Here is a 24,382-nt window from a genome sequence, read left to right as displayed (position 1 = left end):
GTCGCCGCGGCCGCCCGGGTCACCTGTGCAGCAGGGCGCAGACGAAGTCCTCCTGGACGTCCCGGACCTGTGCGAGGAGGTCGGGGTTTACGTCGAGGGACGTCTGCGTGCTGATGGAGAAGGTCAGGGAGCGGCGGCCGTCCGCCGTGGCCGCGACCAGCTGTGTATAGCCGGCCGTGTTGCCGGTGTGGCCGTAGACCGCTCCGCAGCGCGTGGTGTAGCGGTAGATGGCCAGGCCCGCCTCGGTGCGGCCGGGGCCGGGGGGCTGGGACAGGGCGTCGGGGATGAAGGTGAACTGCTTCCGGCGGGTGCGGTCCGAGACGAGCGCGCCGCCCGCGTAGCCCCGGATGAACGCGGTCAGGTCCTTCGGCGTCGAGACGATGCCCCCGGCCGCCCAGGCCCCCGAGGCGCTCACGGCCTCGCTGACGTCGACGGGCCCGGTCTGCGGGTCGATCTGGTAGCCGTGGAGGAAGGGCACGGGCAGCCGGTATCCCTGGGGCAGGCTCGTGGCGTCCAGGCCCAGCGGCTCGTAGACGAGCTCGCGCAGCAGTGTCTCGTACCGGCGTCCGGTGGCGGCCTCGGCCATCAGGGCGATGGCGATGTTGTCGGAGTTGGAGTACTGGTAGCGGCTGCCCGGACGGAATTCGAGGTCCTCGTCGGCGACGAACTCCAGCAGGCGCCGGGAGTCGAAGCGGTGGCGGGGATCGGCGGAGATGATGTCGATGAACCCGTCGGACGCCGAGTAGTCGGGCAACCCGCTGGTGTGGTTGAGCAGTTGACGCAACGTCACCTGGTGCCACGCGACCGGCTGAGTGGGCAGCACCTCGCCGATCGTGTCGTTCAGGTGCAGCCGGCCGCGGTCGACGAGTCCGAGGGCCACCGCTCCGCTGAAGGCCTTGGCGACACTGGCGATCCGCATGTGGTCGGCCGGCCTCGGCGGCCGCCCGGTCTCCACGTCGGCCACGCCCGCACGGTAGACCTGCGTACGGTCGCCGTCGCGCAGGACGGCGATGACGCCGGGGGGCCCGTCGGGCCGCTCCACTAGCTCCCGCAGTTCCCGTTGGAGGGCGGCCGTGGGTGCCGGGGCACGGTCCGCTCCGGCCTGCGCGGGCTGCACGGAGGCGCCGAGCAGGGCGCCGCACACGGCCGTGGCTGCGGCCAGGCGCAGCGAGGGGCGGATCCGGCGGACGTGGCCGTACGGGCGTGGGGACACGGAGGTACCTCCAGGGGCGGCGGAGCGCGGTGGCCCCACGATGGCAGGAGCCGCGGCGGTGCCGGCGGTGACGCGGCCGCGCGCCGGCCGGCGGTGCTCCATCCGGCCCTGACCGGCACGCGCGCCGCGGAGGCTCTCGACCGCAACACTCACTCACCCTTTCATTCATTTCAGATTCATGAAGAGAACCTCACATTCGAAGGCTGCAAGGCGAGTTCGATCTACGATCCATTCATCGCTCGTTCGACTCTTCCTCTGCACATGGATCACACAATGATTTCTGCACTCCCGCGTCGGCGTACCCTGCTCGCCGCCTCCACCGCCACCGTCCTCGCGCTCCTCGTGTCCGGCTGCGGCCTCGGAGGCGGAGGCGGGGACGGCCACCGCATCCGGGTCGGCGTCTCCGGCGACTCCCCGGAATGGGAGGTCCTCGCCAAGGAGGCCGCGAAGCAGGGCCTCACCGTGGAGACGGTCGTGTTCGACGACTACTCGCTGCCCAACAAGGCCCTCAGCGCGGGCGACATCGAGCTCAACGCGTTCCAGCACCTGGTCTTCCTCGCACAGTCGAACACCGAGAACAAGACCGACATCGCCCCCATCGCCGCGACCACCGTGGTCCCCCTCGGCCTCTACTCCAGCAAGCACAAGCAGCTCGCGGACCTCCCCGACCGGGCCGAGATCGCCCTGCCCAACGACCCCGCCAACCAGGGCCGCGGACTGCGCGTGCTGGAGCAGGCGAAGCTCATCGAACTGCGCGCGGACGCCGGGCTCTTCGCCACCCCGGACGACATCACCGCCAACCCCAAGCACGTCAAGCTCACGCCGGTGAACGCCCAGCAGACCCCGCGTACCCTCAAGGACACGGATGCCGCGATCATCAACGACGGCGTCGCCGAACTCGCCGGCATAGCCGCCGACACCGCGCTGTTCAAGGACGATCCCGCCGCCCCGCAGTCCGTCCCGTACCTCAACGTCATCGCCGCCCGCGCGAACCAGAAGGACAACGCGGACTACCGGAAGATCGTCGAGCTGTACGCCTCCCAGGCCGTACAGGACGAGGTCCGCCGCACCAGCAACGGCACCGCGCACCACGTCGAGCTGCCCGCCGCCGACCTCCAGGCCGAGGTCGCCCGCATCCAGAAGCAGCTGAAGCGATGACCGCGGCCGTGGAACTGCGCGACGTCCGCAAGGAGTTCCCGGGCGGAGCGCGCGCCGTCGACGGCGTCTCCCTCTCCGTCGAAGCGGGCACCGTCTTCGGGGTCGTGGGCCACAGCGGTGCGGGCAAGTCCACCCTCCTGCGCCTCGTCAACGGCCTGGAGGAGCCGACCTCGGGCAGCGTCCTGCTCGACGGCCAGGACCTCTCCGCCCTCGGCGAGCGCCGGCTGCGTCCCATCCGCCGCGACATCGGCATGATCTTCCAGCAGTTCAACCTCTTCCGCTCGCGCACCGTCATCGGCAACGTGCTCTATCCGCTGCGCCTCGCCGGCATGGACCGCGCGGCGGCCCGGGCCCGCGCCGAGGAGACGCTGGACTTCGTGGGCCTGGCCGGGCACGGAAAGCGCTACCCCGAGCAGCTATCGGGCGGCCAGCGCCAGCGCGTCGGCATCGCCCGCGCGCTCGCCACCCGCCCGAAGGTCCTCCTGTGCGACGAGGCGACCTCCGCCCTCGACCCGCAGACCACCGGCGAGGTCTTGTCCCTGCTGGGCCGCGTCAACCGCGAGCTGGGCGTCACGATCCTCCTCATCACCCACGAGATGGAGGTCGTACGGACCCTGTGCGACCGCGTCGCGGTGATGGAGGACGGCAAGGTGGTCGAGAGCGGCGAGGTGTACGAGGTCTTCGCGCGGCCCCGCCACGCGACCACGGCCGCCTTCGTCCGCTCCGCCCGCCACAGCGAGCCGGACGCCGCGCTCCTGGAACGGCTGCGCGCCCGCCACCCGGGCCCCCTGGTCACGCTGCCCGTCACCGACGGCAGCCCCTCCCTGGACGGCCTCTCGGAGCTCCTGCACGTCCACGGCGTCGAGTTCACGTTCGTCCACGGAGGCATCGGCGAAGTACGGGGACGTCCCCTGGGCAGCGTGACCCTGGAACTGCGCGGCGAAGCCCGCGCGGTCGATGCCGTCGTCACCGCGCTCTCCGTACCGGACCTCGCGGAAGCGGGTGCCCGGTGAAGGCGGACTGGAGCACGTTCTGGCCCAAGGTCCTCGACGCGACCGGCGAGACCGTCTACATGGTGCTGATCACCCTGGCCCTGTCGACCGTCGGCGGACTGGCGGTGGGACTCACCCTGTACGCCACCCGCAAGGGCGGCGTCCTGCCGAACCGGATCGTGCACGCGGTCCTGGGCCTGCTCATCAACATCGTCCGGCCCGTCCCCTTCATCATCGCGATCGTCGCGCTCGCCCCGGTCACGCGCGAGGTGGTCGGCACGATGATCGGCACGAACGCCGCGATCTTCCCGATGACGGTCGTCGCGACGTTCGGGGTCGCCCGCATCGTGGAGTCGAACCTGCTCTCCGTCGAGCCCGGCGTGATCGAGGCGGCGCGCTCGATGGGCGCGAGCCCGCTGCGGATCCTGCTCACGGTCCTCGTTCCCGAGGCGCTCGGACCGCTGGTGCTCGGCCTGACCTTCATGCTCGTCGCACTGATCGACTTCTCGGCGGTGGCGGGGACGGTCGGCGGCGGAGGCGTCGGCAACCTGGCGATGACCTACGGCTACCTGCGCTTCGACACCTCGGTGATGGTGGTGACGGTGCTCGTCCTGATCGCACTGGTCCAGTCGGCGCAACTGCTCGGCAATGTGGTGTCCCGCAAGGTGCTCCGCCGCTGACGTCACGTGCGGGCGCAGCTCCGGACGGGCGCCGGCGGGACCGCCGGCGCCCGGGACCATCAGCCGAACTGTGCGGTGATCCGCTGCAGCGGGACGAACTTGAAGTTCTGGTTGCCGCTGGTGCCGGGGGCGCCGTTGGAGCCGTCCTGGCAGATGAACACGCCCTGCGGGAAGGCGGGTCCGAGGTTGGCCGAGGTGGCGTCGATGCCGTCGGTGTCCTCGCAGTCGTCGGCCGCCGTGCCGTTGGAAACGGAGAAACGGCCGAGGTAGGCGCGGGTGGTGCGGTCGTACACGGTGAAGTCGTTGCTGCCCTGGGAGGAGACGTAGATCCGGTTCCCGGCGGCGGTGATGCCCTCGGTGTCGGCGGTGATGTGGCCGCCGGAACCGGTGGAGTCGAGCCTGGTGCGGCTGGTGCCGGCGGTGGGCTCGGCCCCGTACACCCAGACGCCGACGTCCTCTTCGCCGAGGTAGAGCTTGCCGGTGGTCTCGTCGGCGTAGCATCCCTCGACCGCCGAGCCCGCGTCCCACAGGCGGACGGACGTCGCGGTCACCGCGTCGCCGTTGACGGCGAGCTCCCACTGCTCGACGCGGCCGGAGGTGGAGTTGGGGAAGGCGTACAGCTTGCCCGAGACCGGCGAGGTGTAGAGGCAGATGCCGTGCGCGGTGACCTCGGTGGGCACGTCCTTCAGCCGCTTGAGCTGCCGGGTGGCCGGGTCGATGCGGTAGATGTGCATGGCACCGTCGCCGCCGGCGGCCTCGTCGTCCGCCGAGACCACTATGTTGCCGCGCAGGTCGACGTTGTTGCCGTAGTCGCCGGCGATCCGCTGGATGCGGGCGCCGGTCATGTCGTAGACCTCCAGCGCGCCCTTCTTGTCCGTGGCGACGACCACCGACTTGGCGGGGTCGGTCGGGTGGACCCAGATGGCGGGGTCGTCGGCGGCGTCGCCGCTGTGCGAGACCGGTGCGGTCTCCACGGTGGCGGTGACGGATATGGCCGCCGCCTGGGCCGGGGCGGCCGGCAGGGCCAGTGTGGCCAGAACGGCGGCGGGCAGTGCGGCCGCGCGGACGGAAAGGGCGAAGGACACCGGGGTTCCCCTCGGTCGGGTGAAGGACAGGAGGAGGGTAGAGAGGCCCGGCGAGCACGGCGTGAACGGCAGTTGAACCGGCCGCGGCCCCGGCGCCGGGCCGGCGTGCGCCGCAGGGGCGAGGCCGCAGCGCCGTCGCCTCGCGCGGGTAACTATGCTGGCGAGGCCCGGACATCGGCCCACCGCAGCGCCGTCGGAACCGGCAACGTGCCCCACCTGTACGGCTCTTGCCGCACGCCGCCCGAACCCGCAGCCCCTCGGCCAGGAGCCCCAGGAGCCCCAGGATCCCCAGGAGTTTCATGAGCGACCCGATCGGCATCCGCGCGACCCTGCTGGTCCTGTACTCGCCCCGCCTCGAAGAGTGCCGGCGGTTCTACGAGGACCTGGGCCTGCACTTCGCGAGCGAGCAGCACGGACAGGGCCCCCTCCACTACGCGGCCACGCTGGCGGACGGCGCGGTCTTCGAGATCTACCCCGCCCGCCCCGACCGCGAGACCGGCGCCCTTCGCCTGGGCCTCACCCTGACCGGCGCCGCCGCGACCCCACCGCTCGCGCCCGGCCGCCATCTCCTCACGGACCCCGACGGCAGGACCGTCGACGTCCACTCGGCCTGATCAGGACTTCCTGGGGGCGCCGGCGTGGTCCTGCCCCGTGTGACGCTCACGGGCCGACCTCCTCGTCCGCGCCGGACCCGACGATGCGGCCGTCGCGCAACTCCACGACCCGGTCGGCGAGTTCGATCAGGTTCGGGTCGTGGGTGGCGACGAGGATGGTGACCGACTCGCTGCGCACGACCGCACGCAACAGCTCCATGATCGACCGGCCCGTCTCGGAGTCGAGCTGACCCGTGGGTTCGTCCGCGATGATCAGGTCGGGGTCGTTGGCCAGGGCACGGGCCACCGCGACGCGCTGCTGCTGGCCGCCGGAGAGCTCCCCGGGGCGCTGCTCGGCATGGTCCGCGAGGCCGACCAGGGCGAGCAGGGTACGGGCGCGCTCCTCGCGCTCCTTGGCGGGCATCCGGCGCAGTCGCATCGGTACCCCGACGTTCTCGGCGGCGGTGAGGACGGGGATCAGGCCGAAGGACTGGAAGACGAAGCCTATGCGGTCGCGGCGCAGGGCGAGCAGGTCCGCCTCGTCGAGGGCGGCCAGGTCGGTACCGTCGAGGGTGATCCGGCCGCCGGTCGGGGTGTCGAGGCCGCCGACGAGGTTCAGCAGGGTGGTCTTGCCGGAGCCCGACCGGCCCCTGAGGGCGGTGAGTTCGCCGCGGCGGACCTCGAAGGACACGCCGCGCAGGGCGTGGACGGCCTGCGGTCCGCTGCCGAAGCTGTGGCGCAGGTCTTCCACCGCCACGATCGGCGTGCCGGCACCCTCCCGCGCCGTCGCGACCGCCGCCGCCACCGGTTCCAGATGGTTGTCGCTCATCGCCTGTACTCCCCCGTCGAGTTGTCCGCGTCGTTCACGTCGTTGACGTCGTTCGCGTCGTCCACGTCGTTCACGTAGTCCGCGTGGAGCGCCCCGCCCCGCGGTCCGCACCCACTGCCGTTGCAGCTTTCTGATCGCATTTGCGCATCTGCCGCACCTTTCACGCAAGCCCCTTCCCTGTCTGGCTCGAATCTGACAGCATCGTCCGCTATCCGGTACCGAAGGTCCGGACGGGGGAGGGAACTCAACACGTGCTCGGCTTCGTCGTGCGCCGACTGCGCGGGCGATGGCCGCTCGCCGTCGCCGTACTGCTCACCGTACTGATCACCGCGACCGCTCTGACCGCGCTGACGGCATTCACCCGTGGCGTGGAGGAAGAGGGACTGCGGCAGGCCCTGACCGGCTCGGAACAGGCCCGGACCACCGTCGTGGTCACCAGCGGCCATCCGGCCTCCTCCCGCGCCAAGGACGACGAGTCCGTCCGGGCCTACGCCGGCGAGGTGTTCGGGCGGCTTCCGGTCACCGCCGAGAGCGTGGCCCGCAGCCGCTCGTACGGGCTTCCCGGCACCGCCACTTCGGGCCGCGACGCCGACCTGACCCTGCTCGCCGCCCTGGCCCGGGAGCGCGTACAACTGCTCGCGGGTGAGTGGCCCGGGCCCGTCGCCGCCGGGGCCGGCACCCCGGCGGCGCCGATGCAGGTGGCGGTGCCGCGCGCGGCGCTGGCCCGGCTCGGCCTGGCCGAGTCCGCGCTGCCCGCACCGGTCCGGCTGGACGACCGGTTCGACGGGGCCGCGCTGACCGTGCTGGTCACCGGCGTGTACCGGGCCACCGATCCGGACGCCGGGTACTGGCGGCTCGACCCGCTCGGCGGCCGGGAGATCCAGTCCAACACGCTCGCCACCTACGGCCCGCTCCTGGTGGACGACAGCGCGTTCACGACCGGCGGCCTCCTGCAGAACTACCGCCTGACGCTGCTGACCCCGGACCTGAGCACGATCCGCACCTCCGAGGCCGGGGCCGTCCGGACCGCGGCGAACCCGGCGGGGGCCGCCCTGGAGCGCGCCACCTCGCTCCGGGCCGCCACCGAACTCCCGAAGCTCCTGGCCGAGCTGGACTCCGGCCTGCTCGTCGCCCGGTCCACCCTGCTGGTGGGCGCGCTCCAGCTCGCCGTCCTCTCGACGGCCGCACTGCTCCTCGTCTCCCACATCCTGACGGTCCGCCAGGAACCGGAGCGCGTCCTGCTCACCGCACGCGGCGCCTCCCGCCGGCGCCTCGGCGCGCTCGGCGCGGCCGAGTCGCTGCTGCTCGCCCTGCCCGCGGCCGTCCTGGCACCGCTGCTGACCCCGCCCCTGCTGCGCCTGTTCGGCCGGTTCGGACCGCTCGCGCGGGTCCACCTGAAGATCCCGGACACCTGGCTGGTCTGGCCGGTCGCGGCCGGCTGCGCCTTGGCCTGCGTCCTGCTGACCACCCTGCCGTCCGTCCTGCGCGGCGCCTCGGCCGCCGTACTGCGCCGCGCGGGCAGCAGGCAGGCCCTGGTGACGGGCGCCGCCCGCTCCGGGCTGGACCTGGCCGTCCTGGTCCTCGCCGTCCTCGGCTACCAGCAGCTGTCCCAGTACGGGGGTACGGACGCCCCCGCGCCCGGTTCCTCCGCCGGTGGCGGGCTCGGCATCGACCCGGTCCTGGTCGCCGCCCCGACCCTGGCCCTGTGCGGGGGCACCCTGCTGGTCCTGCGGCTGCTGCCGTTCGCGGCACGGGCCGGCGGACGGCTGGCGGCGCGCGGCCGGAGTCTGGGCCCCGCCCTGTTCGGCTGGCAGCTCGCCCGACGGCCCGGCCGGGCCACCGGGCCCGTGCTGCTGCTCGTCCTCGCCGTCTCCAGCGGGATCCTGGCCCTCGGCCAGCACACCGCCTGGTCCGAATCGCAGCGGGACCAGGCCGACTTCGCGACCGCGGGCGGCCTGCGGATCTCCGGGAGCAGCATGGCCCCGATGGGGCAGGGCGGACGCTATGGGGCGCTGCCGGGCGCGGACCGCCTGATTCCGGTGGCCCGCCAGGCGCTGCCGCTGCCCGGCGGTGGCACCGCCGACCTCATCGCGGTGGACGCCGCCAAGGTGGGCGAAGCCGTACCGCTGCGCGCGGACCTGCGCGGTGGCCACGGGATGCGGGAGCTGTTCGGCCCGCTCGCCGCGAACGGCCCGGACGCCCCGACCGGGTCCGCGGCCGCCGGCGCCGCAGGAGCCGCCCCCGGGCAGGCTCCCGCCGTGGCACTGCCCGGCTCCCCCCGGCGGATCGAACTCGGCGTGACGGTACGGTCCGCCGGTACGAGTTGGGCGGCCGTCAGCCTGCTGCTGCGCGACCGGTTCGGGGCGACCCACGGGACGCCCTCGGTCACGCTGCCCACCAGCGGCGACGCGACCCTCACCTTCCCGCTGGACACCCTGACCGGTGCGCCGATCGGTTCGGCGGCGGCCCCGCTGACCCTGGCGGGGATACGCCTCTCGTACGCCGGGGACGAGGGCCCCGCGGGCGAAGGCAGCGAACTGACCCTGCGCCGGATCGGCGTCTCCGACACCGCGGACGGCGGTACGACGGCGGTCGCCGCACCCGGAGCAGCGGCCACGGGCGGCTGGCAGTCCGCGCCCCCTCAGGGACCCCGCAACCTGCGGGCCCCCGCGCTCTCCCCCGTTCCGGCCGGTTCCACGGATCACCTGCAGCTGCGGTACTGGGGCGGGGCCGGCACCGAGAAGGGTGTCAGCGCCGTGCTGTTCCCGGCGCCCACCGCCCCTGCCGCCGCCGCGGTCCCGGCGGTCGCCACCACCGGCTACCTGCGGTCCATAGGCGCCTCCGTGGGTGTGACCGTCCCCGTCACGCTCGACGGCGCGTCGGTCCCGATGCGGATCACCGCCGCCGTGGACTCCCTCCCTGTGGTCGGACGGTCGGGGATCGCCGTCGACCTGCGCACGCTCGGCCGGTTCCTGGTGGAGTCCGCCGGACAGCAGCCGGCCCCGCCCACCGAGTGGTGGCTGCCCGCCGCCTCGACCGCCGATCCGGTACCGGCCCGCGCGGCGGAAAAGCTGCGCGAAGGGTCCAGGACCGAGCGCGTCCAGCTGCGCGAGGAGATCACCGCGCACCTGCTGGAGGACCCGCTGAGCGCCGGCCCGCAGAGCGCGCTGGCGGCCCTCGCCGCCGCGTGCGCGGTCCTGGCTGCCATCGGCTTCGCGACGTCCACCGCCGCCGAACGGCGCGTGCGCGGCCGGGAGTTCTCGGTCCTGCTCGCGCTCGGCACCCCGCGCCGGTCGCTGGCCCTGGCGTCCGCCGCCGAGGGCGGAGTACTCATCGTCATCGGGACCGCGGTCGGGACCGGGCTGGGTGTCGCCCTCGTCCACCTCATGGCGCCCCTGGTCGTGCTGACACCCTCCGCCGGACGGCCGTTCCCGCCCGTACGGGTGGACCTGCCGTTCTGGCAGACCCTGCTGACGGCCGCCGCCATCGCCGCCGTTCCCCTGCTGTCGGCCGTGTTCAGCGGCCCCCGGGGCCGCGACATCGCCGCCCGGCTGCGTCCCGTGGAGGAGATGTGACCACCCCGCCGCCGTCCGCCGCGCCGTCGTCGGAAACCGCGCCGCCGTCCGCCGCTGCCCCGCGGTCCGCGCCCCGGCCCGCGCCCTGGGTCAGGACCCGGTTGCGGGCGGCTCCCCTGGGTACCCTGCTCGCCGCCGCGCTGGCGTTCGTCGCCGTCCTGCTGGCCGCCGCGCTGCCGCGGGCCCAGGACCGGGGCGCCGACCAGGCCCTGAGGTCCTTCCTGGAACGCAGCGGGCAGACCAACACCAGCCTGCAGGTGACCTCGCCGGCCCCGGTGGCCGGTCAGAGCGCCGAAGCCCTGGACGGGATCCTGAAGAGCCTGCTGTCCCATGGCGGAGCCACCTTCCGCGTCGACCCGGACGCGGTGGTCCACGGCACGCGGACCACCAAGCGGCAGCCGCTGCTCAATCCGGAACTGTCCCGCCCGTCCGGCTTCCCGCCCGCCATGTCCCTGCTCTACGTCCAAGAGGCCCCGGCCCACGTGAAGCTGGTGGAGGGGCGCTGGCCGAGCGACACGCGCCCGCCCGCGGGCGCCCCCGAGGGCGCCGCCGCGTACGACCCGCCGCTGCACGTCGCCCTCTCGCAGCGCGCCGCCGAGACCCTCGGCGCCCGTCTCGGATCCGTCCTGAAGAGCTCGCCCCTGGTCGGCGGCACGCCGTCCGTGGAGGTCGTCGGTCTGTACGCGGTCCCCGACCCGGCCGATGACTTCTGGGTGGGCCTCGACTGCCTGCCGCGCGCCTGCGCGCACTACAACGGGGAGAACCTCTCCTGGCACGTCGACGCCCTGATCGGAGCCGGGGACCTCGGCCGGATGGACACCTGGGGCGACACCTCCGAGGACTTCTGGCGGCTTCCGGTGGACGTCGGCAGCCTGCGGGCCGACCGGCTCGACGCCACGACGAAGGAGATCGCCTCGTACGTGGCCGGGCCCACCGCCGGCGCCCTCGCCCGGGAGACCGCCCGCCCGCGGCTGCGCACCACCTCGTGGCTGCCCGAACTGTTCAAGCAGGCCCACGAGCGCCGGCAGGCCGCGGCACCGCTGGCCCTGATCGGACCCGCCGGGGTCGGCGGGGTCGCCTTCGTCGTCCTGTGCCTGGCCGGCGCGCTCGCCGCGGACCGCCGCGACGCCGAGCTGCGGCTGCTGCTGGCCCGGGGCGGCTCGCGCGCCGGCATCGTCGGCCGGCTCCTCGGGGAGGGCGCCGTCACGGTGCTCCCGGCCGCCGCGGCCGCCACCGCGCTCGCCGTACTGCTGCTGCCCACGCCCCGGCTCGCACCCGCGCTGCTCTCGGCCGCGGTGGTCGCGCTGCTCGCGCTGCTGGCCTTCCCCGTACGGGCGGCCGTACTGCTGACCCCGCCGCGCCCGGGCGGCCGGTGGCGCCGGCCCGTGGCCGAACTGCTCGTCGTCATCGCCACGGCCGCCGCCGTACTGGAGGTCCGCCGCCGCGGGGTCGCCCCGGCCGGCAGCGACCCCGACCCGCTGCTGATCGCGGCTCCCCTGCTGCTCGCGCTGTGCGGCGGGCTGCTGCTGGCCCGGCTGCAGCCGGTGGTGACCGGGTGGCTCGCCCGGGCGGCCGGCCGCAGCTCCGGGCTGGTCGGCTTCCTCGGGCTGGCGCGGGCCGCCCGTGGCTCGGGGGCTTCCGGGGCCCACGCCCGTGGCCGGACCGGCCCCTCCGTGCTGCCGATGGTGGCCCTGCTCCTCGCCATCACCACCGGGGGGTTCGGGGCAGCCGTCCTGGACTCGGTGGACGCGAGCCGGCTCGGGGTCGCCCGGCTGGCGGTCGGCGCAGACACGTCGATCTCCTCGTTCGGCAAGGCCTCGCTCCCGGACGGACTCGCGAAGGCCGCGGGCGAACTGCCGGGCGTACGCACCTCCGTGCCGCTCTGGATCGACCACGACTCCTCGGTCCTCGGCACGACCCAGCGCTCCACCCAGATCTCCGTGATCGTCGCCGAGCCCGCCGCGTACGCGGAGCTGTCCCGCGCCCTCGGCTGCGGCTCCTTCGACCCCGCCCTGCTGGCCACGGGCGCAGGGCAGTCCGCCGACGCGCCCGTGCCCGCGCTGTTCAGCGCCGGCCTGGCACGGCTGGCGGGCCCGGGCCCGGGCACGTACACGCTGCTGCCCGGCAACGGCGGTGAGCTGAAGGCTCGGGTCGCCGGCGTGATCGACTGCACCCCGGCCCGGCCGGCCCGGGACGCCGCGACCATCGTCCTCCCGGCGGGCCCGGCGACGGCCCTCCTCGGCGCCGACCGCCCGAACCAGTGGCTGGGCCTGGGTTCCGTCGACGGTGACCGGCTGCGCGCGCTGGTCCGGGCCGCGCTCCCGCCGGCGTCCTCGACGAACCAGGCCCAGCCTCCGGCACCCGCCGCGGGCGGGGATCCGGCCTCCGGGACCCACCCCGTCGACGAGGTGTATCCCGTGCGCACCAGCGCGGAGGCCGTCGCCGAGCTGGGCGCCGATCCGCTGCAGCGGTCGGCCCAGCGCCTGTTCTGGGCCTCCGTGGCCGGAGCGGCCGGCTTCGCACTGCTGGCCGTCCTGCTCACCTTGATGCGGACCGTCCCCGAGCGGGCGGCCCTGCTGGCCCGGTTGCGCACCATGGGGCTGCGCCGCCGCCAGGGCGTGGCGCTGATCCTCGCCGAGAGCCTGCCGCAGACGCTGGCCGCGACGCTGGGCGGGGCCCTGGTGGCGGCCTCCGCGGTGGCGTTGCTGGGCCCGGCGTTGGACCTGTCGACGCTGGTCGGGGCGAGCGTGCCGACCGGCGTCCGGCTCACGGCGGGTCCCGTACTGATCCAGGCCCTGGGCCTGGCCGCCCTGGTCGCCGCGGCCGTGCTCGTCGAGGCGGCGACATCCGGGCGACGGCAGATCACCACCGAGTTGAGAGCGGGAGACCAGCGTTGAACACCGACCAGCCGACGTACGAGGAGCTGCGCCGCCGGGCGACGGCAGCCGCCGAGCCGCGCACCCCGGCGACGGACGCCGCGATCGCCTGCGACCGTCTGGTCCGGATCTTCAGCACGGACGGCATCGAGGTCCAGGCCCTCCAGGGGCTGGAGCTGACGGTCGCCCAGGGCGACCTGGTGGCCCTCGTGGGCGCCTCGGGCAGCGGGAAGTCCACCCTCCTGAACATCCTGGCGGGCCTGGACGTCCCGACGGCGGGCAGCGCGGCGGTCGCCGGCTACGACCTGCTGGAACTGTCGGCGCGGGACCGGCTGCGCTACCGGCGCGAAGCGGTCGGCTTCGTCTTCCAGCAGACGGCCCGCAACCTGCTGCCGTTCCTGACGGCCGCGCAGAACGTCGCCCTGCCCATGCAGTTGAGGGGCGGCGGTTCGAGGCGCGGCGCGGGCGCACGCCGGACCGCCCGGGTCGCGGAGATCCTGGACGCCCTCGGAATCGGCGACTTGGCGCACCGGCGTCCGGCGGAACTGTCCGGCGGCCAGCAGCAGCGCGTCGCGATAGCCGTGGCGATGGCCAACGACCCCAGGGTGCTGCTGGCCGACGAACCCACGGGCGAACTGGACTCGGAGACGGCCGCCGCGGTCTTCGAGACCTTCCGCACCGTGAACAAGGAACTCGGCGTGACGGTGGTCATCGTGACGCACGACCCCATGGTGGCGGGCGAGGTCCGCCGCACCGTGGCGATCCGCGACGGCCGCACCAGCAGCGAGGTCCTGCGCCGCCTGGTCACCGACGAGCACGGCGAGGAATCGATCAGCGAACGCGAGTACGTCGTCCTGGACCGGTCCGGACGCGTCCAGCTCCCCCCGAAGTTCCTGGAGGCCCTGGGCATGGAGCACCGCCTGGCGGTCGACCTGGCCCCGGACCACATCGAACTGCGCCCGGACCGCAGCCACTGAACCGCGTACGGCCCGGCGCCCGGGGGTGCCGGGCCGTAGGAGCGAGGTACCTCAGAGGGCGAGGCCGTCGATGAGCTCGGCGCCGGGGAGTTCCGCGAACAGCTTGCCGGGCGCGATGAGCTTGCCGCGCCGCCGTCCGCTGCCGACGAGCACGTACGGCATGTCGGCGACCACCGGGTCCACCAGGAGCGGCCAGCCGTCGGGCAGACCCAGCGGCGTGATGCCGCCGTACTCCATGCCCGTCAGCTCCACGGCCGTCTCCATGGGCGCGAAGGACACCTTGCGCGCGCCCAGATGACGCCGGACGGCGCCGTTCACGTCGACCCGGCCGGCGGAGGCCACGAGGCAGGCCGCGAGGGTGGTCGCGCCGCCGCGCTTGGCGGCGACCACCACGCAGTTCGCCGACTGGCCGAGCAGCTCCTGCCCGTAGTGCGCGACGAAGGCGGCGGTGTCGGCGATGGCGGGGTCGGTGTCCACGTACAGGATCTGGTCGGCCGGGACGTCCCCGGTCCAGCCTACGACCGCGTCGGCGACGGGCGCCACGAGGTCCGCGAGGCAGTCGGGAGCGGGTACCGCGTGGTCGAAGGGCCCGATGGGAGCGCGCATGCCCGCACGGTAACACCCTGCCCGGACAGCGGAGGACACAAGGAAAGGCAAGGAGGTAAGCCACTCCTTGCCACTCTCAACTTAGAAGCTGACCGAGCCGACGGGGCAGTCCCGCGGGCGCGGCCTGCACGCGCGCAGCGTCGAGCTGATGGACCAGCGCGGTCTGCTGGACCGGTTCCTCGCGGTCAGCGAGAAGTTCCAGGTCGGCGGGTTCTTCGGCGGCATCATGAAGCCGTGGCCGGCCGGTCTGGACACGGCCCACCCGTACGGGCTCACCACCCCGCAGCCGGTCACCGAGCGGCTGCTCAACGAGCGCGCCCTGGAACTCGGTGCGGAGATCCGGCGGGGCTGCGAAGTGGTCGGGCTGAGCCAGGACGAGACCGGGGTGAGCGTCGAGCTGGCCGGGGGCACGCGCCTTCGCTCGCGCTACCTCGTGGGGTGCGACGGGGGCCGCAGCGTGGTGCGCAAGCTGGCCGGCGTCGCCTTCCCCGGCGAGCCCGCCACGGTCGAGACGCTGCTCGGCGACATGGAGGTGACCGAGGATCCGGCGACGATCGCCGCTGTCGTCGAGGAAGTCCGCAGGACCCAACTGCGGTTCGGCGCCATCCCCGACGTGGACGGGCACGCGGGGGTGTTCCGCATCGTCGTGCCCGCCGACGGCGTGGCCGAGGACCGTACGACCGCGCCGACCCTCGACGAGTTCAAGCAGCAGCTGCGGGCCTTCGCGGGCACCGACTTCGGCGTCCACTCGCCTCGCTGGCTGTCCCGGTTCGGCGACGCCACCCGGCAGGCCGAGCGCTACCGGACCGGCCGGGTGCTGCTGGCCGGCGACGCGGCGCACATCCACCCGCCGACCGGCGGACAGGGACTGGGCCTCGGTGTGCAGGACGCGTTCAACCTCGGCTGGAAACTGGCGGCCGAAGTCAACGGCTGGGCGCCGGACGGGCTGTTGGACAGCTATCACGCCGAACGGCACCCGGTGGGCGCCTCCGTCCTGGACAACACCCGCGCGCAGATCACGCTGTTGGGGACCGATCCGGGTGCGACGGCGCTGCGCACGCTGTTGTCGAGGCTGATGGACTTTGAGGAGGTGAACCGGTATGTGACCGGGGTGATCACCGCGGTCGACGTCCGCTACGACTGCGGCGAGGGCCACGACCTGCTCGGCCGGCGGATGCGGGACGTGGGCCTGAAGCAGGGCCGGCTCTACGCGTTGATGCGCGAGGGCCGTGGACTGCTGCTCGACCAGACCGGCCGGCTCTCGGTCAAGGGCTGGGCGGACCGGGTCGACCACGTGGTCGATGGCGTCGGCGCCGACGAGGAACTGGACGTGCCCGCGGTACTGCTGCGGCCGGACGGCCATGTGGTGTGGGTCGGCGACGACCAGCAGGATCTGCTCGGCCGGCTGCCCGAGTGGTTCGGCGCCCCCGTCGGCTGAGCCCGAGCCGCAGGCGTCAGCGCGGCACCGGGGCCCGTACGGACAGGGAGCGTGGAACGGTGGCCGGCTCCGCGGGCAGCCGGAGCGGGCGGCTGCCCGGGGTGATCGAACCGAGGACGCGGGGGCCGGCGGCTCCGGTGCACGCGGGAGCGTTGCCGGGGAGGCCGTGCAGGGTGAGGTATCCGAGCACCGCGAACGCGTACGCCTCCTTGGCCGCGGCCGGCAGTCCGAGCTCCTCCGAGGTGCGCAGCGCCGCGGCGCCGCCCAGTTCGGCGCGGAGCATGCCCGTCAGCGTCGGGTTGCGCACGCCGCCGCCCGACGCGAAGACCTCGGTGGCTCCCAGCGGCCGCAGCGCGTCGGCGACGGTCCGGGCGGTGAGGCGCGTGAGCGTGGCGACCAGGTCCTGCGGCCGGAGCGGGCCGAAACCCGTCAGCCGGGAGCGCAGATAGCCCTCGTGGAACAGCTCCTTGCCCGTGGTCCGCGGCGCGGGCAGCCGGTAGTACGGCTCCGCGAGCAGCCGTTCCAGCAGCGCCGGGTGCACCTGTCCGGCCGCCGCGAGCGCGCCGTCCTCGTCGTACGCGAGCCGCCCGCCGCTCAGTTCGCGCACCGCGGCGTCGATCAGCGCGTTGCCCGGGCCGGTGTCGAACGCGACGGGGTCGCCGCTGTGCGGGACCACGGTGACGTTGGAGATGCCGCCGATGTTCAGGGCGGCGGGCACACCGGGCCGGCCGCGCAGGAGCATCAGGTCGATCAGGCTCACCAGGGGCGCGCCCTGGCCGCCGGCGGCGACGTCCCGCGGCCGGAAGCCGGAGACGACGGGGCGGCCGGTGGCCTCGGCGATCCAGGCCGGCTCGCCGAGCTGGAGGGTGCCGTGGACCCGGCCGTCCGCCGCCCAGTGGTAGACGGTCTGCCCGTGCGAGGCGATCAACTCCGCCTGCCCGTCGCACAGTTCCTGGTCGGCCCGGGCGGCGAGCCGTCCGAAGGCCTGCCCGATGTGCGTGTCGAGGCGGCACACCTCGGCGAGCGTGGTGGCCGAGGGCGGCAGGGCCGCCGCGAGCGCGCGCCGCAGGCCCTCCGGGTACGGCTCGCTCACCATGCCCAGCGGGGTGAGGTGCAACACGCCGTCCCCGGCCAGGACTTCGAGGTCGCAGGCCGCGGCGTCGACGGCGTCGTAGGAGGTCCCCGACATCAGGCCGATCACTCTCATCGCAGGGACTCCCGGTGGTCGTTCCCGCGCAGGGTCAGCAGCGCGAGTGAGCTGATGGCGCAGGCGCCGGCGGCGTAGTGAGCGGGGATGGCGGTGTCTCCCGTCCTGGCGGTCCATGCGGTGATGACGAGTCCGGCGCAGCCGGAGAACACCGCGTTGGCCAGGGAGTAGGCCAGCCCGAGCCCGGTGCAGCGCACGCGCCGCGGGAACATCTCGGCGAGCATGGCCGGCCCCGGCCCGGCCAGCAGGCCGACGAGCGCGCCCGCGGCGAGTACGGCAACGACCCGCACCTGCAGGGGCGTTCCAGGGGACTGGAGGAGGCGCAGGAGGGGGTGGGCGAGTGCGACGATCCCGAGCGCGCCGCCGAGCATGACCGGGCGCCGCCCGTACCGGTCGCTGAGGAGCCCTGCGGGCAGGATCGAGGCGGCGAACCCGAGGGTGACGAGCGTGGTGGCCAGCAGGGCGTCCCGGAAGGAGGCTCCCAGCGTGGACTGGAGGTGGGACGGCAGCACGACGAGGAACGTGTACCCGGCCGCCGACCAGCCCATGATCCGCCCGATGCCGAGTACGACGGCACGGGCCCGCACCCCGCCGCCGGGCGGCCCTTCGCCGCCGCGGACCCCGGGGCCGGCCTTGGCCGGAGGCGCGCCCGGCGGCTCTTCCAGCGCCGTACGCAGCCACAGCGCGACCATCCCGAGCGGCAGGGCCAGCAGGAACGGGATCCGCCACCCCCACGCGTACAGGGCCTGGGCGGGCAGGACCACCGCCAGGGCAGCGGCCGTTGCGGCGCCGGCCAGCAGGCCGAGGGCGACGGTGAAGGACTGCCACGCACCGTAGAGACCGCGCCGGCCCGGCGGCGCGTACTCCGTCATCAGGGACACGGCTCCACCGAACTCCCCGCCCGCGGACAGCCCTTGGAGTACGCGCAGGAGCGTCAGGAGCCAGGGGGCCGCCGCACCGATGGCGTCCCGGGTGGGGAGGAGCCCGATCAGGGTGGTGGCGAGCGTCATGAGGCCGATGACGAGGACGAGGGTGGGACGGCGGCCGAGACGGTCGCCGAGGCGCCCGAAGAGGAGGGCGCCGACGGGACGGAAGAAGAAGGCGAGCGCGAACGAGGCGTACGTGGCGATCAGCGCCTCGGTGCCGCTCGCGGCCTCCGCTCCCGCGCCCGTGTGCGGGGTGAAGAAGTTGGCCGCGATGACGGTGGCGAAGCAGCCGTAGACGCCGAACTCGTACCACTCGACGAGGTTGCCGGCCGAACCGGCGAGCAGGGCCCGGCGGGCGGCGGCGCGGGGCGGCGCCGGGATCAGTTCGGTCGAGGTCACCGGTGCTGGGTGCCCGCTCCGCGGCGCGGCAATGCCTCGCGGCGGCACGGTTCAGCACATCGGCGGCAGCAATTGGAGTTCGGATATTTCGAAATCCCCCGAATATCCAACGGATTTGGCCGGGCTCACCGCCAACCTCTCCGCATTACCACTCCCGCCGTCAGGCGTGAATACGAGGAAGTCATGCATAACTATTATCTCGAATCGAATGGAAATTCGAGACAAATCACGCCGTGTCCGATGCCGTCGGCCGCGCGGCGTCGGAGAAAACTGGTCCGCCGTCAGAACCGCGCCACGACACATGCCACCGAGAACGGAACCAGACCACTGACCTGAACTGTCGACTGCCAACCGATTGCGGAGGTGTCACGATGTCCTGCCCCAGGACCGACTTCCGAAAGGCCCCCAAGGGCTTTCCCCTCACGGGCTGTTGCCCCAGAGCACGTTCCGTCTTCTTCATACTGCTCCTCACGGCCGGCGCCCTCACCGGTCACGCGGACCCGGCCAACGCGGCGGCACCGTACGGCATCAGAGCCCTCGAGGTGGCGGCCTCCAAACAGGGCTCGCCGTATGCCTACGGCGCCACCGGCCCCAAACGCTTCGACTGCTCAGGGCTGACCCTCTACGCCTTCAGGAAGGCCGGCAAACGTCTTCCACGCACGGCCGAGCAGCAGTACGAGCACACCCGCCACATCCCCAAGTCCGATCGCGAGACCGGCGACCTGGTCTTCTTCCCCCGCGGCGCGACCATGGCCCACGTCGGCATCTACGCGGGCCAGGACAGGATCTGGCATGCTCCACGCCCCGGCACCTTCGTGCGTCTGGAGCGGATCTGGAGCACAGAGGTCCGCTATGGGCGCGCCACCTGAACCGGCATCCGGCAGGGGCGGAACCCCTAGTGCAGGCGCCAGGTGAATTTCCCGCCGCCCACCCAACGGACCGTGTCCGGATCATCGAGGTCGTGAATGGTGATCCCTTCGGCCGCCGCCGCCAGGATCACATCGGTCATGGACTCCGCCATTCGGACCATCTCCCCGTCGATCTCCACAATGCGGAAGGGCGGATCGCCGGGCTGCACCGCCCCCACCGTGACCCGCGGCGAGGCGATGTACGGGCTCGAGCTCTCTGTCATGCGGAGATCGTTCCACGCCGACGCCCCCTTGGCGCCGATTCACCGGCGCGCCTACCGCCGAGTGGACGCAGGCGGAATCCCATTCCTCCCCCGATTCGGCCCGGCCGGTGTGTCGGCGTACCAGAGAATCGATTCGGCCAGGCGGGTGGTCCCTAGGGTGATCGCAATGTTGTCAGTATCCGGATTCCGAGGAGCTCCTGTGCCTGTTCGTCGCCTCGCCACCGCCCTGCTGTCCGCCGGCCTGATGCTCGCGGGCGGGCTGGTCACCGCCACGCCGGCCACCGCCGATCCGTGCGGGTACTTCGCCACGGGCTCCGATTCGTTCTACAACCACTGCACGAACGACGGTTCCCGGGTCATCATCGAGGTCGAGGTGTTCGGGCCCAATTACGAGAAGTGCGTGGGCCCCGGCAAGACGTGGCTCGGATCGCGCAGCAAGGTGAGCAACGCCTCGTACGCCGGGCGCACCTGCTGAACCGGGCGGGCGCTGCGCCGGCGTACACGGGCACACGGTTCCGCTGGGACCGCGCCCGGTGCCGGCGCAGCGCCGGGCCGCCGCCTTAGCTGTCAGTGCCGGCAGGCATGATCGACCCATGACGCACGCTCCCGCCGAGGCCCTGCGCGACCTCGCCCACCGCCTCCTCTCCCCCGAAGATGCCGCACGCTGGATCGGCATGCTCGCCCCCGGCCTGCGCCTGGTCCACGCCGGTGACGGAGCGGCGGCGGGACGTCTCGGCGGGCTGCCGGAGCTTCCCGCCGACACGCCGTGGCCGGTGTGGGAGGGCCACGGCCCGCTCTCGCACATCGCGTCCCTCGACTGCGCGGCCCTCGCGGCGGCCGGCGACGCCGGCCTCGCCCTGCCCGCCTCCGGCACCCTCCTCTTCTTCCTCTTCGACGACCGCCTCGACGGCGACGACCCGCTCGTCCATCCCGATGACCCCGAAAGCCGCCCGGGCGCCCGGGTCGTGTACGTCCCCGCCGGCACCGCCACCCGCCCGCACCCGGCCCCGGCCGGGCTGCCCCCGTATCCCGAGGTGCCGCTCACCGCTCAGGCGGGGCTGACCGTACCGTCGTCGGACGCCCCGAGCGTGCGAGCGGCCTTCGGCGAGGCCGCGGACTCCCGCGACTGGAGGCACCACCCGGTCAACGCCAGGCCCTTCGACAACGCCCTCGGAGCCCTCGATCCCGATCCCAGAGGCTCCCGGCACCGGCTCGGCGGCCATGCCGTGCCCGTGCAGGGGGCGGTGGAGTGGGAGATCGCCCACGCCCTGGTCGGCTCCGGGGCCTCCAGGCAGGACCCCCGGCTGAACGACGAGGCCGCCAAGTGGGTGCTTCTCGCGCAGATCGACACCGACGACGCGGCGGACATGATGTGGGGCGACGTGGGCACCCTGTACTGGCTGATCCGCCCCGCCGACCTGGCGGCGGGGCGTTTCGAGGAGGCCCTCTTCACCTGGCAGTGCTGCTGAGACCGCCTCGGCGGCGCGGGGCGCGACGCGTGCCGCCAGGTGGTTGCAGGTGCCGGGCCTCCCGGCCGCGGTACCGATACCGCATGACCCAGAAGAAAAACAAGGCAGGCGACGCGACGCCCTCACGACGGTGCGCCTCGTGACGACGCCGGAGGGCAGGCGCGACCTGGAAGAGATCAACACCAGCTCCGCTCGCGTAGGAGAGTCGGCGACCGCCGAGTACGCCCATGGGCCGGAAGACGTCGACGTGAAGAAGACCGGCGCCGCCTTCGCGGAGGCCGTGCACCGGCAACTGGCCGCGCTGCAGACCTTCATGGACAGGGCCGCCGACGAGGCGCTGTGACAGCCGTGCCGCCCCGCCCTCGCTCCGCGGCCGTCGGGGTTCGCCAGCGTGAAGTGCACGCCCGTGGGGTACTTGTCCTTCACGGTGAGCACCACACGGCCCGGCCCGGCTCGGCAGTCCGCCGCCGGGTGATGCTCCCCGGGGCTTGGCATCGTCGGTGACAACGGCGGCGCCGCTCACGATCGTTGCCCGAAGGCGGTTCATGGTGACTCTCGCAGATGTATCGTCATTCCTCGGCGCGCATACGCACAGCGACAGCAGGAACGCACGGTGCGACGGGTCGAGTTCACCCGTGCCTCCGCCAGCGGCTGTCGCTGCCCCCGCCGTCTCCCACCCGAGGAGTACCCGTGGCCGTCCTCACCACGATTGCCGTGATCCTCGGCGCCTGGTGCGCCGCTGCCGTCGCCACCGCCGCTCTGTACGCCGTCCTGCGCGCCCGCCACGTGCGGCGGCAGCGTGCACGGGCGGCGGCGGAAACCGACGGCACCGTCGACCGGTGCGCCCCGACGGCCGGGCCCGGCGCCCGGAGCTGTTCGCAGGCACAGGCCGCTCCTGTCGTCGCGAGGAGGATCGCGCCTGACGCGGTGTGACCGTGCCGCGGATCCACGCCGTCCTTGACGTGCTTTCCGTGCTTGCCGTCGCCACTCCGGCCGCACCTCGGGCGGACTCCTTCCGTCCGAGGTGCGGGTCGGCACCCCCAGACAGGTTGGTGTGGCCTCGATCGGGTCAAGGCCAGGCCCCGCATTCGTCACCGGAACGAATGGGGCTGATGGAATGCCTTCCTCGTCGGGCTCCCTGGGGCGGACCAGGGGTTATGGAGGCGTCGTGCCGGAATCGGATGGCTTGGAGGCACGCCTGCGCGCGATGGAAGAGGCCCTCGAGCAGGTCGGGACGTCCTTCGTCGAGAGGGAGACCTGGCGGGAGCTCGCGGGATTCGCGTTCCGGACCCTGTGCGACGCCGCCGCCGTGGAACTGGTCGGCCGTGGCGCCCGGAACGAACGCGTGGCCGCGGTCGGCGCCACGGATCTCCTGGACGGCCCCGCCACCGAGATCAGCCCCGCGGTCCGGGCACTGGACGAGGGACATCCCGTACACGCGTACACCGGCCGGGGCGCGGAAGGGCCCGTGCACCTCGTCTCCGTGCCGCTGATCGGCCGGGGCGAGCTCTACGGACGGCTCCTCGCGGCCCGGGCCCACGGCGGTTTCAGTGACGACGAGACGGCCACACTGCACATCGCGGCACGGCTCGCGTGCGTGCACATCGGGCACGCGCGGCGCCAGGCGACGACCGAGAGGATCGCGCTCGATCTCCAGCGCGCCCTGGTGGCCGAACCGGGCCGGCCGCACCCGAACCTGGAGGTCGCCAGCCGCTACCTGCCGCTCGGAGCCCGCGCCCTCGTCGGCGGCGACTGGTTCGAGACCGTGCGGCTGCACTTCGGCCGGACGCTGCTGGTGGTCGGAGACGTCATGGGTCACGGCCTGGAAGCCGCCGTCGACATGAACGCCTACCGCTCGCTGCTGCGCGACGTCGCCTCCACGGATCTCGCCCCGCACCGCGTCCTGCGCCAGCTGGACGCACTGTCCGCCGCGGACGACAGCCGCCGGCCCGCGACCTGCCTCCTCGTCCGCGTCGATCCGGCCCGCGGCATCGCCGTGTACGCGAGCGCCGGACATCTGCCGCCCGCCGTCTTCAGCGGTGACGGCCCGGGCGAGCTGCTGAACGTTCCCGTCGGCCCTCCGCTGGGCACGGGCGTCGGCGGATACGAGGCCGTCGCCCTGCCCATCACCGCCGAGCAGACGATCGTTCTCTACACGGACGGCCTGGTGGAGCGCCGCGGCGAGGACATCGACACCTCTCTGGCCCGGCTCGCCGCACTCCGCATGACCGCCGGAGCGGGGGTCTCGGACGTGGTGGACGCGGTCTGCGGCGGACTCGACGCGCAGCACGCCGAAGACGACGTCGCCGTCCTCGCCGCCCGCCTCCGCCCCCGTACGTCCCACGGGGCCACCGATTAGGCCCGCCACAGGCGCTCATCCGATCAGCGACGACCCGTGAAGCCCTCCCCGCTCCCGGCTCCGGGCTGTTGTCAGACGGCGGTCAGGCGCACGGCGGCGATGCGGTCCGCGTGGTCGAACTCGATCTCCGCCGCACTGCCACCGGGCAGATCGGCGAGGATCCGGTCGCCGTCCTCCCGCGCGGGCAGGCCGTGGTACTCCAGGTAGCCGGTGACCACCCGTCGGGCCGAACGGCCGATCAGACCCGCCCCGGTCAGGAGTTCGCGCGGCATCGCGACCGTGTCGAGGCCGGCCCGCGGAACCTGCGGGTCGTCCGGCAGGAAGTAGACGAGGCTGTCGGGTCCCGCCGGGAGGCCGAGGTACCCGGGCGCCTCGGCCACACCCATCCCCGCGAAGGCCAGCGTCTCCGCGGCCCGCCGGGGATCCTCGAAACCGGACAGGTCGAGGGTCTCCTCGGTGAACTCAGCGATCCCCTGCTTCCTTCCGTAGCGCTCGATCGCACCGGTCAGCGCCACCACCTCGGTGCCGCGCAGCCCGGGATTGGCCCAGCCCCACATCCAGGACCGGTCCTGGACGTCGTACGTGCCCAGCACGGCGACCCGCAGCTCAAGACCGCCCTGCTGGTAGAGACAGGCCTCGAGGTCCGCGGTCCAGGGCCCTTCGGGCATGTAGTCGGTCAGCGCCTGCAGTTGGGCGGCGCCCCAGGCCGCATGCCGTTCCGCCTCCAGGAGGAACGCGTCACTGAACTGATGCATCGTGATCATGCCCATGACCCTAAGAGCTCGTAACACGATCATGAATCGTGTTTCTTGAGGCGTCTCCAGCAGATGAGACTGCAGGCGAGGGAGACGAACGCGTCGTGGAGTTC

The 24,382-nt window shown here is 73.4% G+C and carries 22 protein-coding genes and 1 pseudogene; 14 read left to right on the top strand and 9 right to left on the bottom strand.

All coding sequences use genetic code 11. The features are described 5' to 3' along the window. Positions 1 to 19 precede the first annotated feature (19 nt). Positions 20 to 1,213 carry a serine hydrolase domain-containing protein gene (locus ACIPYQ_RS35700; RefSeq protein WP_401258331.1) on the bottom strand — a complete coding sequence of 398 codons (1,194 nt, stop codon included), beginning with the start codon at positions 1,211 to 1,213 and terminating at the stop codon, positions 20 to 22. A 273-nt stretch (positions 1,214 to 1,486) separates the two neighbouring features. Between ACIPYQ_RS35700 and ACIPYQ_RS35695 the strand changes: the two genes are divergently transcribed. The 3 genes from ACIPYQ_RS35695 to ACIPYQ_RS35685 are packed head-to-tail and all read left to right on the top strand — an operon-like array spanning position 1,487 to position 4,043. Then, the gene (locus ACIPYQ_RS35695) at positions 1,487 to 2,371 is read left to right on the top strand and encodes a MetQ/NlpA family ABC transporter substrate-binding protein (RefSeq protein WP_401258330.1); all 885 of its coding nucleotides are present in this window, start codon (positions 1,487 to 1,489) and stop codon (positions 2,369 to 2,371) included. Continuing rightward, positions 2,368 to 3,384 (top strand): methionine ABC transporter ATP-binding protein, encoded by a 1,017-nt coding sequence (locus ACIPYQ_RS35690; protein ID WP_401258329.1) that lies wholly within the window; start codon positions 2,368 to 2,370, stop codon positions 3,382 to 3,384. The genes ACIPYQ_RS35695 and ACIPYQ_RS35690 overlap by 4 nt, the downstream gene beginning before the upstream one ends. Beyond that, positions 3,381 to 4,043 carry a methionine ABC transporter permease gene (locus ACIPYQ_RS35685; protein WP_401258328.1) on the top strand — a complete coding sequence of 221 codons (663 nt, stop codon included), beginning with the start codon at positions 3,381 to 3,383 and terminating at the stop codon, positions 4,041 to 4,043. Before ACIPYQ_RS35690 ends, ACIPYQ_RS35685 begins: the two co-directional genes overlap by 4 nt. A 59-nt stretch (positions 4,044 to 4,102) precedes the next feature. On the opposite strand, the gene ACIPYQ_RS35680 is transcribed toward ACIPYQ_RS35685, so the two are convergent. Beyond that, positions 4,103 to 5,128, bottom strand: coding sequence for a phytase (locus ACIPYQ_RS35680; protein WP_401258327.1), 1,026 nt, complete (start codon positions 5,126 to 5,128; stop codon positions 4,103 to 4,105). A gap of 299 nt (positions 5,129 to 5,427) precedes the next feature. Here ACIPYQ_RS35680 and ACIPYQ_RS35675 point away from each other — a divergent pair, with 299 nt between their 5' ends. Continuing rightward, positions 5,428 to 5,742, top strand: coding sequence for a glyoxalase/bleomycin resistance/dioxygenase family protein (locus ACIPYQ_RS35675; RefSeq protein WP_401258326.1), 315 nt, complete (start codon positions 5,428 to 5,430; stop codon positions 5,740 to 5,742). A gap of 46 nt (positions 5,743 to 5,788) precedes the next feature. On the opposite strand, the gene ACIPYQ_RS35670 is transcribed toward ACIPYQ_RS35675, so the two are convergent. Continuing rightward, positions 5,789 to 6,550: an ABC transporter ATP-binding protein gene (locus ACIPYQ_RS35670; protein ID WP_401258325.1), complete on the bottom strand. Its 762-nt coding sequence runs from the start codon at positions 6,548 to 6,550 to the stop codon at positions 5,789 to 5,791. Then, positions 6,547 to 6,690: a hypothetical protein gene (locus ACIPYQ_RS35665; protein ID WP_401258323.1), complete on the bottom strand. Its 144-nt coding sequence runs from the start codon at positions 6,688 to 6,690 to the stop codon at positions 6,547 to 6,549. The genes ACIPYQ_RS35670 and ACIPYQ_RS35665 overlap by 4 nt, the downstream gene beginning before the upstream one ends. A gap of 111 nt (positions 6,691 to 6,801) precedes the next feature. On the opposite strand from ACIPYQ_RS35665, the gene ACIPYQ_RS35660 reads away from it, so the two are divergent. The 3 genes from ACIPYQ_RS35660 to ACIPYQ_RS35650 are packed head-to-tail and all read left to right on the top strand — an operon-like array spanning position 6,802 to position 13,978. Continuing rightward, positions 6,802 to 10,125, top strand: a complete 3,324-nt coding sequence (locus tag ACIPYQ_RS35660; RefSeq protein WP_401258322.1) for an FtsX-like permease family protein — start codon at positions 6,802 to 6,804, stop codon at positions 10,123 to 10,125. Beyond that, positions 10,122 to 13,022, top strand: a complete 2,901-nt coding sequence (locus ACIPYQ_RS35655) for a hypothetical protein (protein ID WP_401258321.1) — start codon at positions 10,122 to 10,124, stop codon at positions 13,020 to 13,022. Before ACIPYQ_RS35660 ends, ACIPYQ_RS35655 begins: the two co-directional genes overlap by 4 nt. After that, on the top strand, positions 13,019 to 13,978 hold the full coding sequence (locus ACIPYQ_RS35650) for an ABC transporter ATP-binding protein (RefSeq protein WP_401258320.1): 960 nt from the start codon (positions 13,019 to 13,021) through the stop codon (positions 13,976 to 13,978). The genes ACIPYQ_RS35655 and ACIPYQ_RS35650 overlap by 4 nt, the downstream gene beginning before the upstream one ends. A gap of 51 nt (positions 13,979 to 14,029) precedes the next feature. Here the strand turns inward: ACIPYQ_RS35650 and ACIPYQ_RS35645 are convergent, their stop codons facing one another. Then, entirely contained in the window at positions 14,030 to 14,584 is a 555-nt protein-coding gene (locus tag ACIPYQ_RS35645) for a YbaK/EbsC family protein (RefSeq protein ID WP_401258319.1), read from the bottom strand. 85 nt (positions 14,585 to 14,669) lie between these two features. Here ACIPYQ_RS35645 and ACIPYQ_RS35640 point away from each other — a divergent pair. Next, a pseudogene (locus ACIPYQ_RS35640) lies at positions 14,670 to 16,022 on the top strand (FAD-dependent monooxygenase); the annotation flags it as partial. 16 nt (positions 16,023 to 16,038) lie between these two features. Here ACIPYQ_RS35640 and ACIPYQ_RS35635 read toward each other — a convergent pair. Together ACIPYQ_RS35635 and ACIPYQ_RS35630 are read right to left on the bottom strand one after the other, a co-directional pair. Further along, positions 16,039 to 17,229, bottom strand: a complete 1,191-nt coding sequence (locus tag ACIPYQ_RS35635) for an anhydro-N-acetylmuramic acid kinase (protein ID WP_401258318.1) — start codon at positions 17,227 to 17,229, stop codon at positions 16,039 to 16,041. Continuing rightward, entirely contained in the window at positions 17,226 to 18,554 is a 1,329-nt protein-coding gene (locus tag ACIPYQ_RS35630; RefSeq protein ID WP_401258316.1) for an MFS transporter, read from the bottom strand. The genes ACIPYQ_RS35635 and ACIPYQ_RS35630 overlap by 4 nt, the downstream gene beginning before the upstream one ends. A gap of 371 nt (positions 18,555 to 18,925) precedes the next feature. On the opposite strand from ACIPYQ_RS35630, the gene ACIPYQ_RS35625 reads away from it, so the two are divergent. Further along, on the top strand, positions 18,926 to 19,423 hold the full coding sequence (locus ACIPYQ_RS35625; protein WP_401258314.1) for a C40 family peptidase: 498 nt from the start codon (positions 18,926 to 18,928) through the stop codon (positions 19,421 to 19,423). A 26-nt stretch (positions 19,424 to 19,449) separates the two neighbouring features. Here ACIPYQ_RS35625 and ACIPYQ_RS35620 read toward each other — a convergent pair whose 3' ends face one another. Continuing rightward, positions 19,450 to 19,686 (bottom strand): hypothetical protein, encoded by a 237-nt coding sequence (locus ACIPYQ_RS35620; protein ID WP_361763391.1) that lies wholly within the window; start codon positions 19,684 to 19,686, stop codon positions 19,450 to 19,452. Positions 19,687 to 19,885: 199 nt separating this feature from the next. Between ACIPYQ_RS35620 and ACIPYQ_RS35615 the strand changes: the two genes are divergently transcribed. The 5 genes from ACIPYQ_RS35615 (at position 19,886) to ACIPYQ_RS35595 (ending at position 23,514) form a co-directional block, all read left to right on the top strand. After that, positions 19,886 to 20,161, top strand: coding sequence for a DUF6355 family natural product biosynthesis protein (locus ACIPYQ_RS35615; protein ID WP_361763394.1), 276 nt, complete (start codon positions 19,886 to 19,888; stop codon positions 20,159 to 20,161). A gap of 118 nt (positions 20,162 to 20,279) precedes the next feature. Beyond that, on the top strand, positions 20,280 to 21,155 hold the full coding sequence (locus ACIPYQ_RS35610) for a YwqG family protein (protein ID WP_401258311.1): 876 nt from the start codon (positions 20,280 to 20,282) through the stop codon (positions 21,153 to 21,155). Positions 21,156 to 21,294: 139 nt separating this feature from the next. Next, positions 21,295 to 21,498 (top strand): hypothetical protein, encoded by a 204-nt coding sequence (locus ACIPYQ_RS35605; RefSeq protein ID WP_401258309.1) that lies wholly within the window; start codon positions 21,295 to 21,297, stop codon positions 21,496 to 21,498. Between the two features lie 347 nt (positions 21,499 to 21,845). Further along, positions 21,846 to 22,088, top strand: a complete 243-nt coding sequence (locus tag ACIPYQ_RS35600) for a hypothetical protein (RefSeq protein ID WP_401258308.1) — start codon at positions 21,846 to 21,848, stop codon at positions 22,086 to 22,088. Between the two features lie 235 nt (positions 22,089 to 22,323). Then, a complete protein-coding gene (locus ACIPYQ_RS35595; RefSeq protein WP_401258306.1) occupies positions 22,324 to 23,514 on the top strand; it encodes a PP2C family protein-serine/threonine phosphatase in 1,191 nt (396 codons plus the stop codon). A gap of 71 nt (positions 23,515 to 23,585) precedes the next feature. On the opposite strand, the gene ACIPYQ_RS35590 is transcribed toward ACIPYQ_RS35595, so the two are convergent. Beyond that, positions 23,586 to 24,278 carry a DUF6882 domain-containing protein gene (locus tag ACIPYQ_RS35590; protein ID WP_401258304.1) on the bottom strand — a complete coding sequence of 231 codons (693 nt, stop codon included), beginning with the start codon at positions 24,276 to 24,278 and terminating at the stop codon, positions 23,586 to 23,588. Positions 24,279 to 24,382: the final 104 nt, after the last annotated feature.

This window comes from Streptomyces sp. NPDC090045, from assembly GCF_044747975.1.
Lineage (GTDB): Bacteria > Actinomycetota > Actinomycetes > Streptomycetales > Streptomycetaceae > Streptomyces.
The sequence above is the reverse complement of the archived record's forward strand: the minus strand, read 5'-3'. Positions and strand labels throughout refer to the sequence as shown.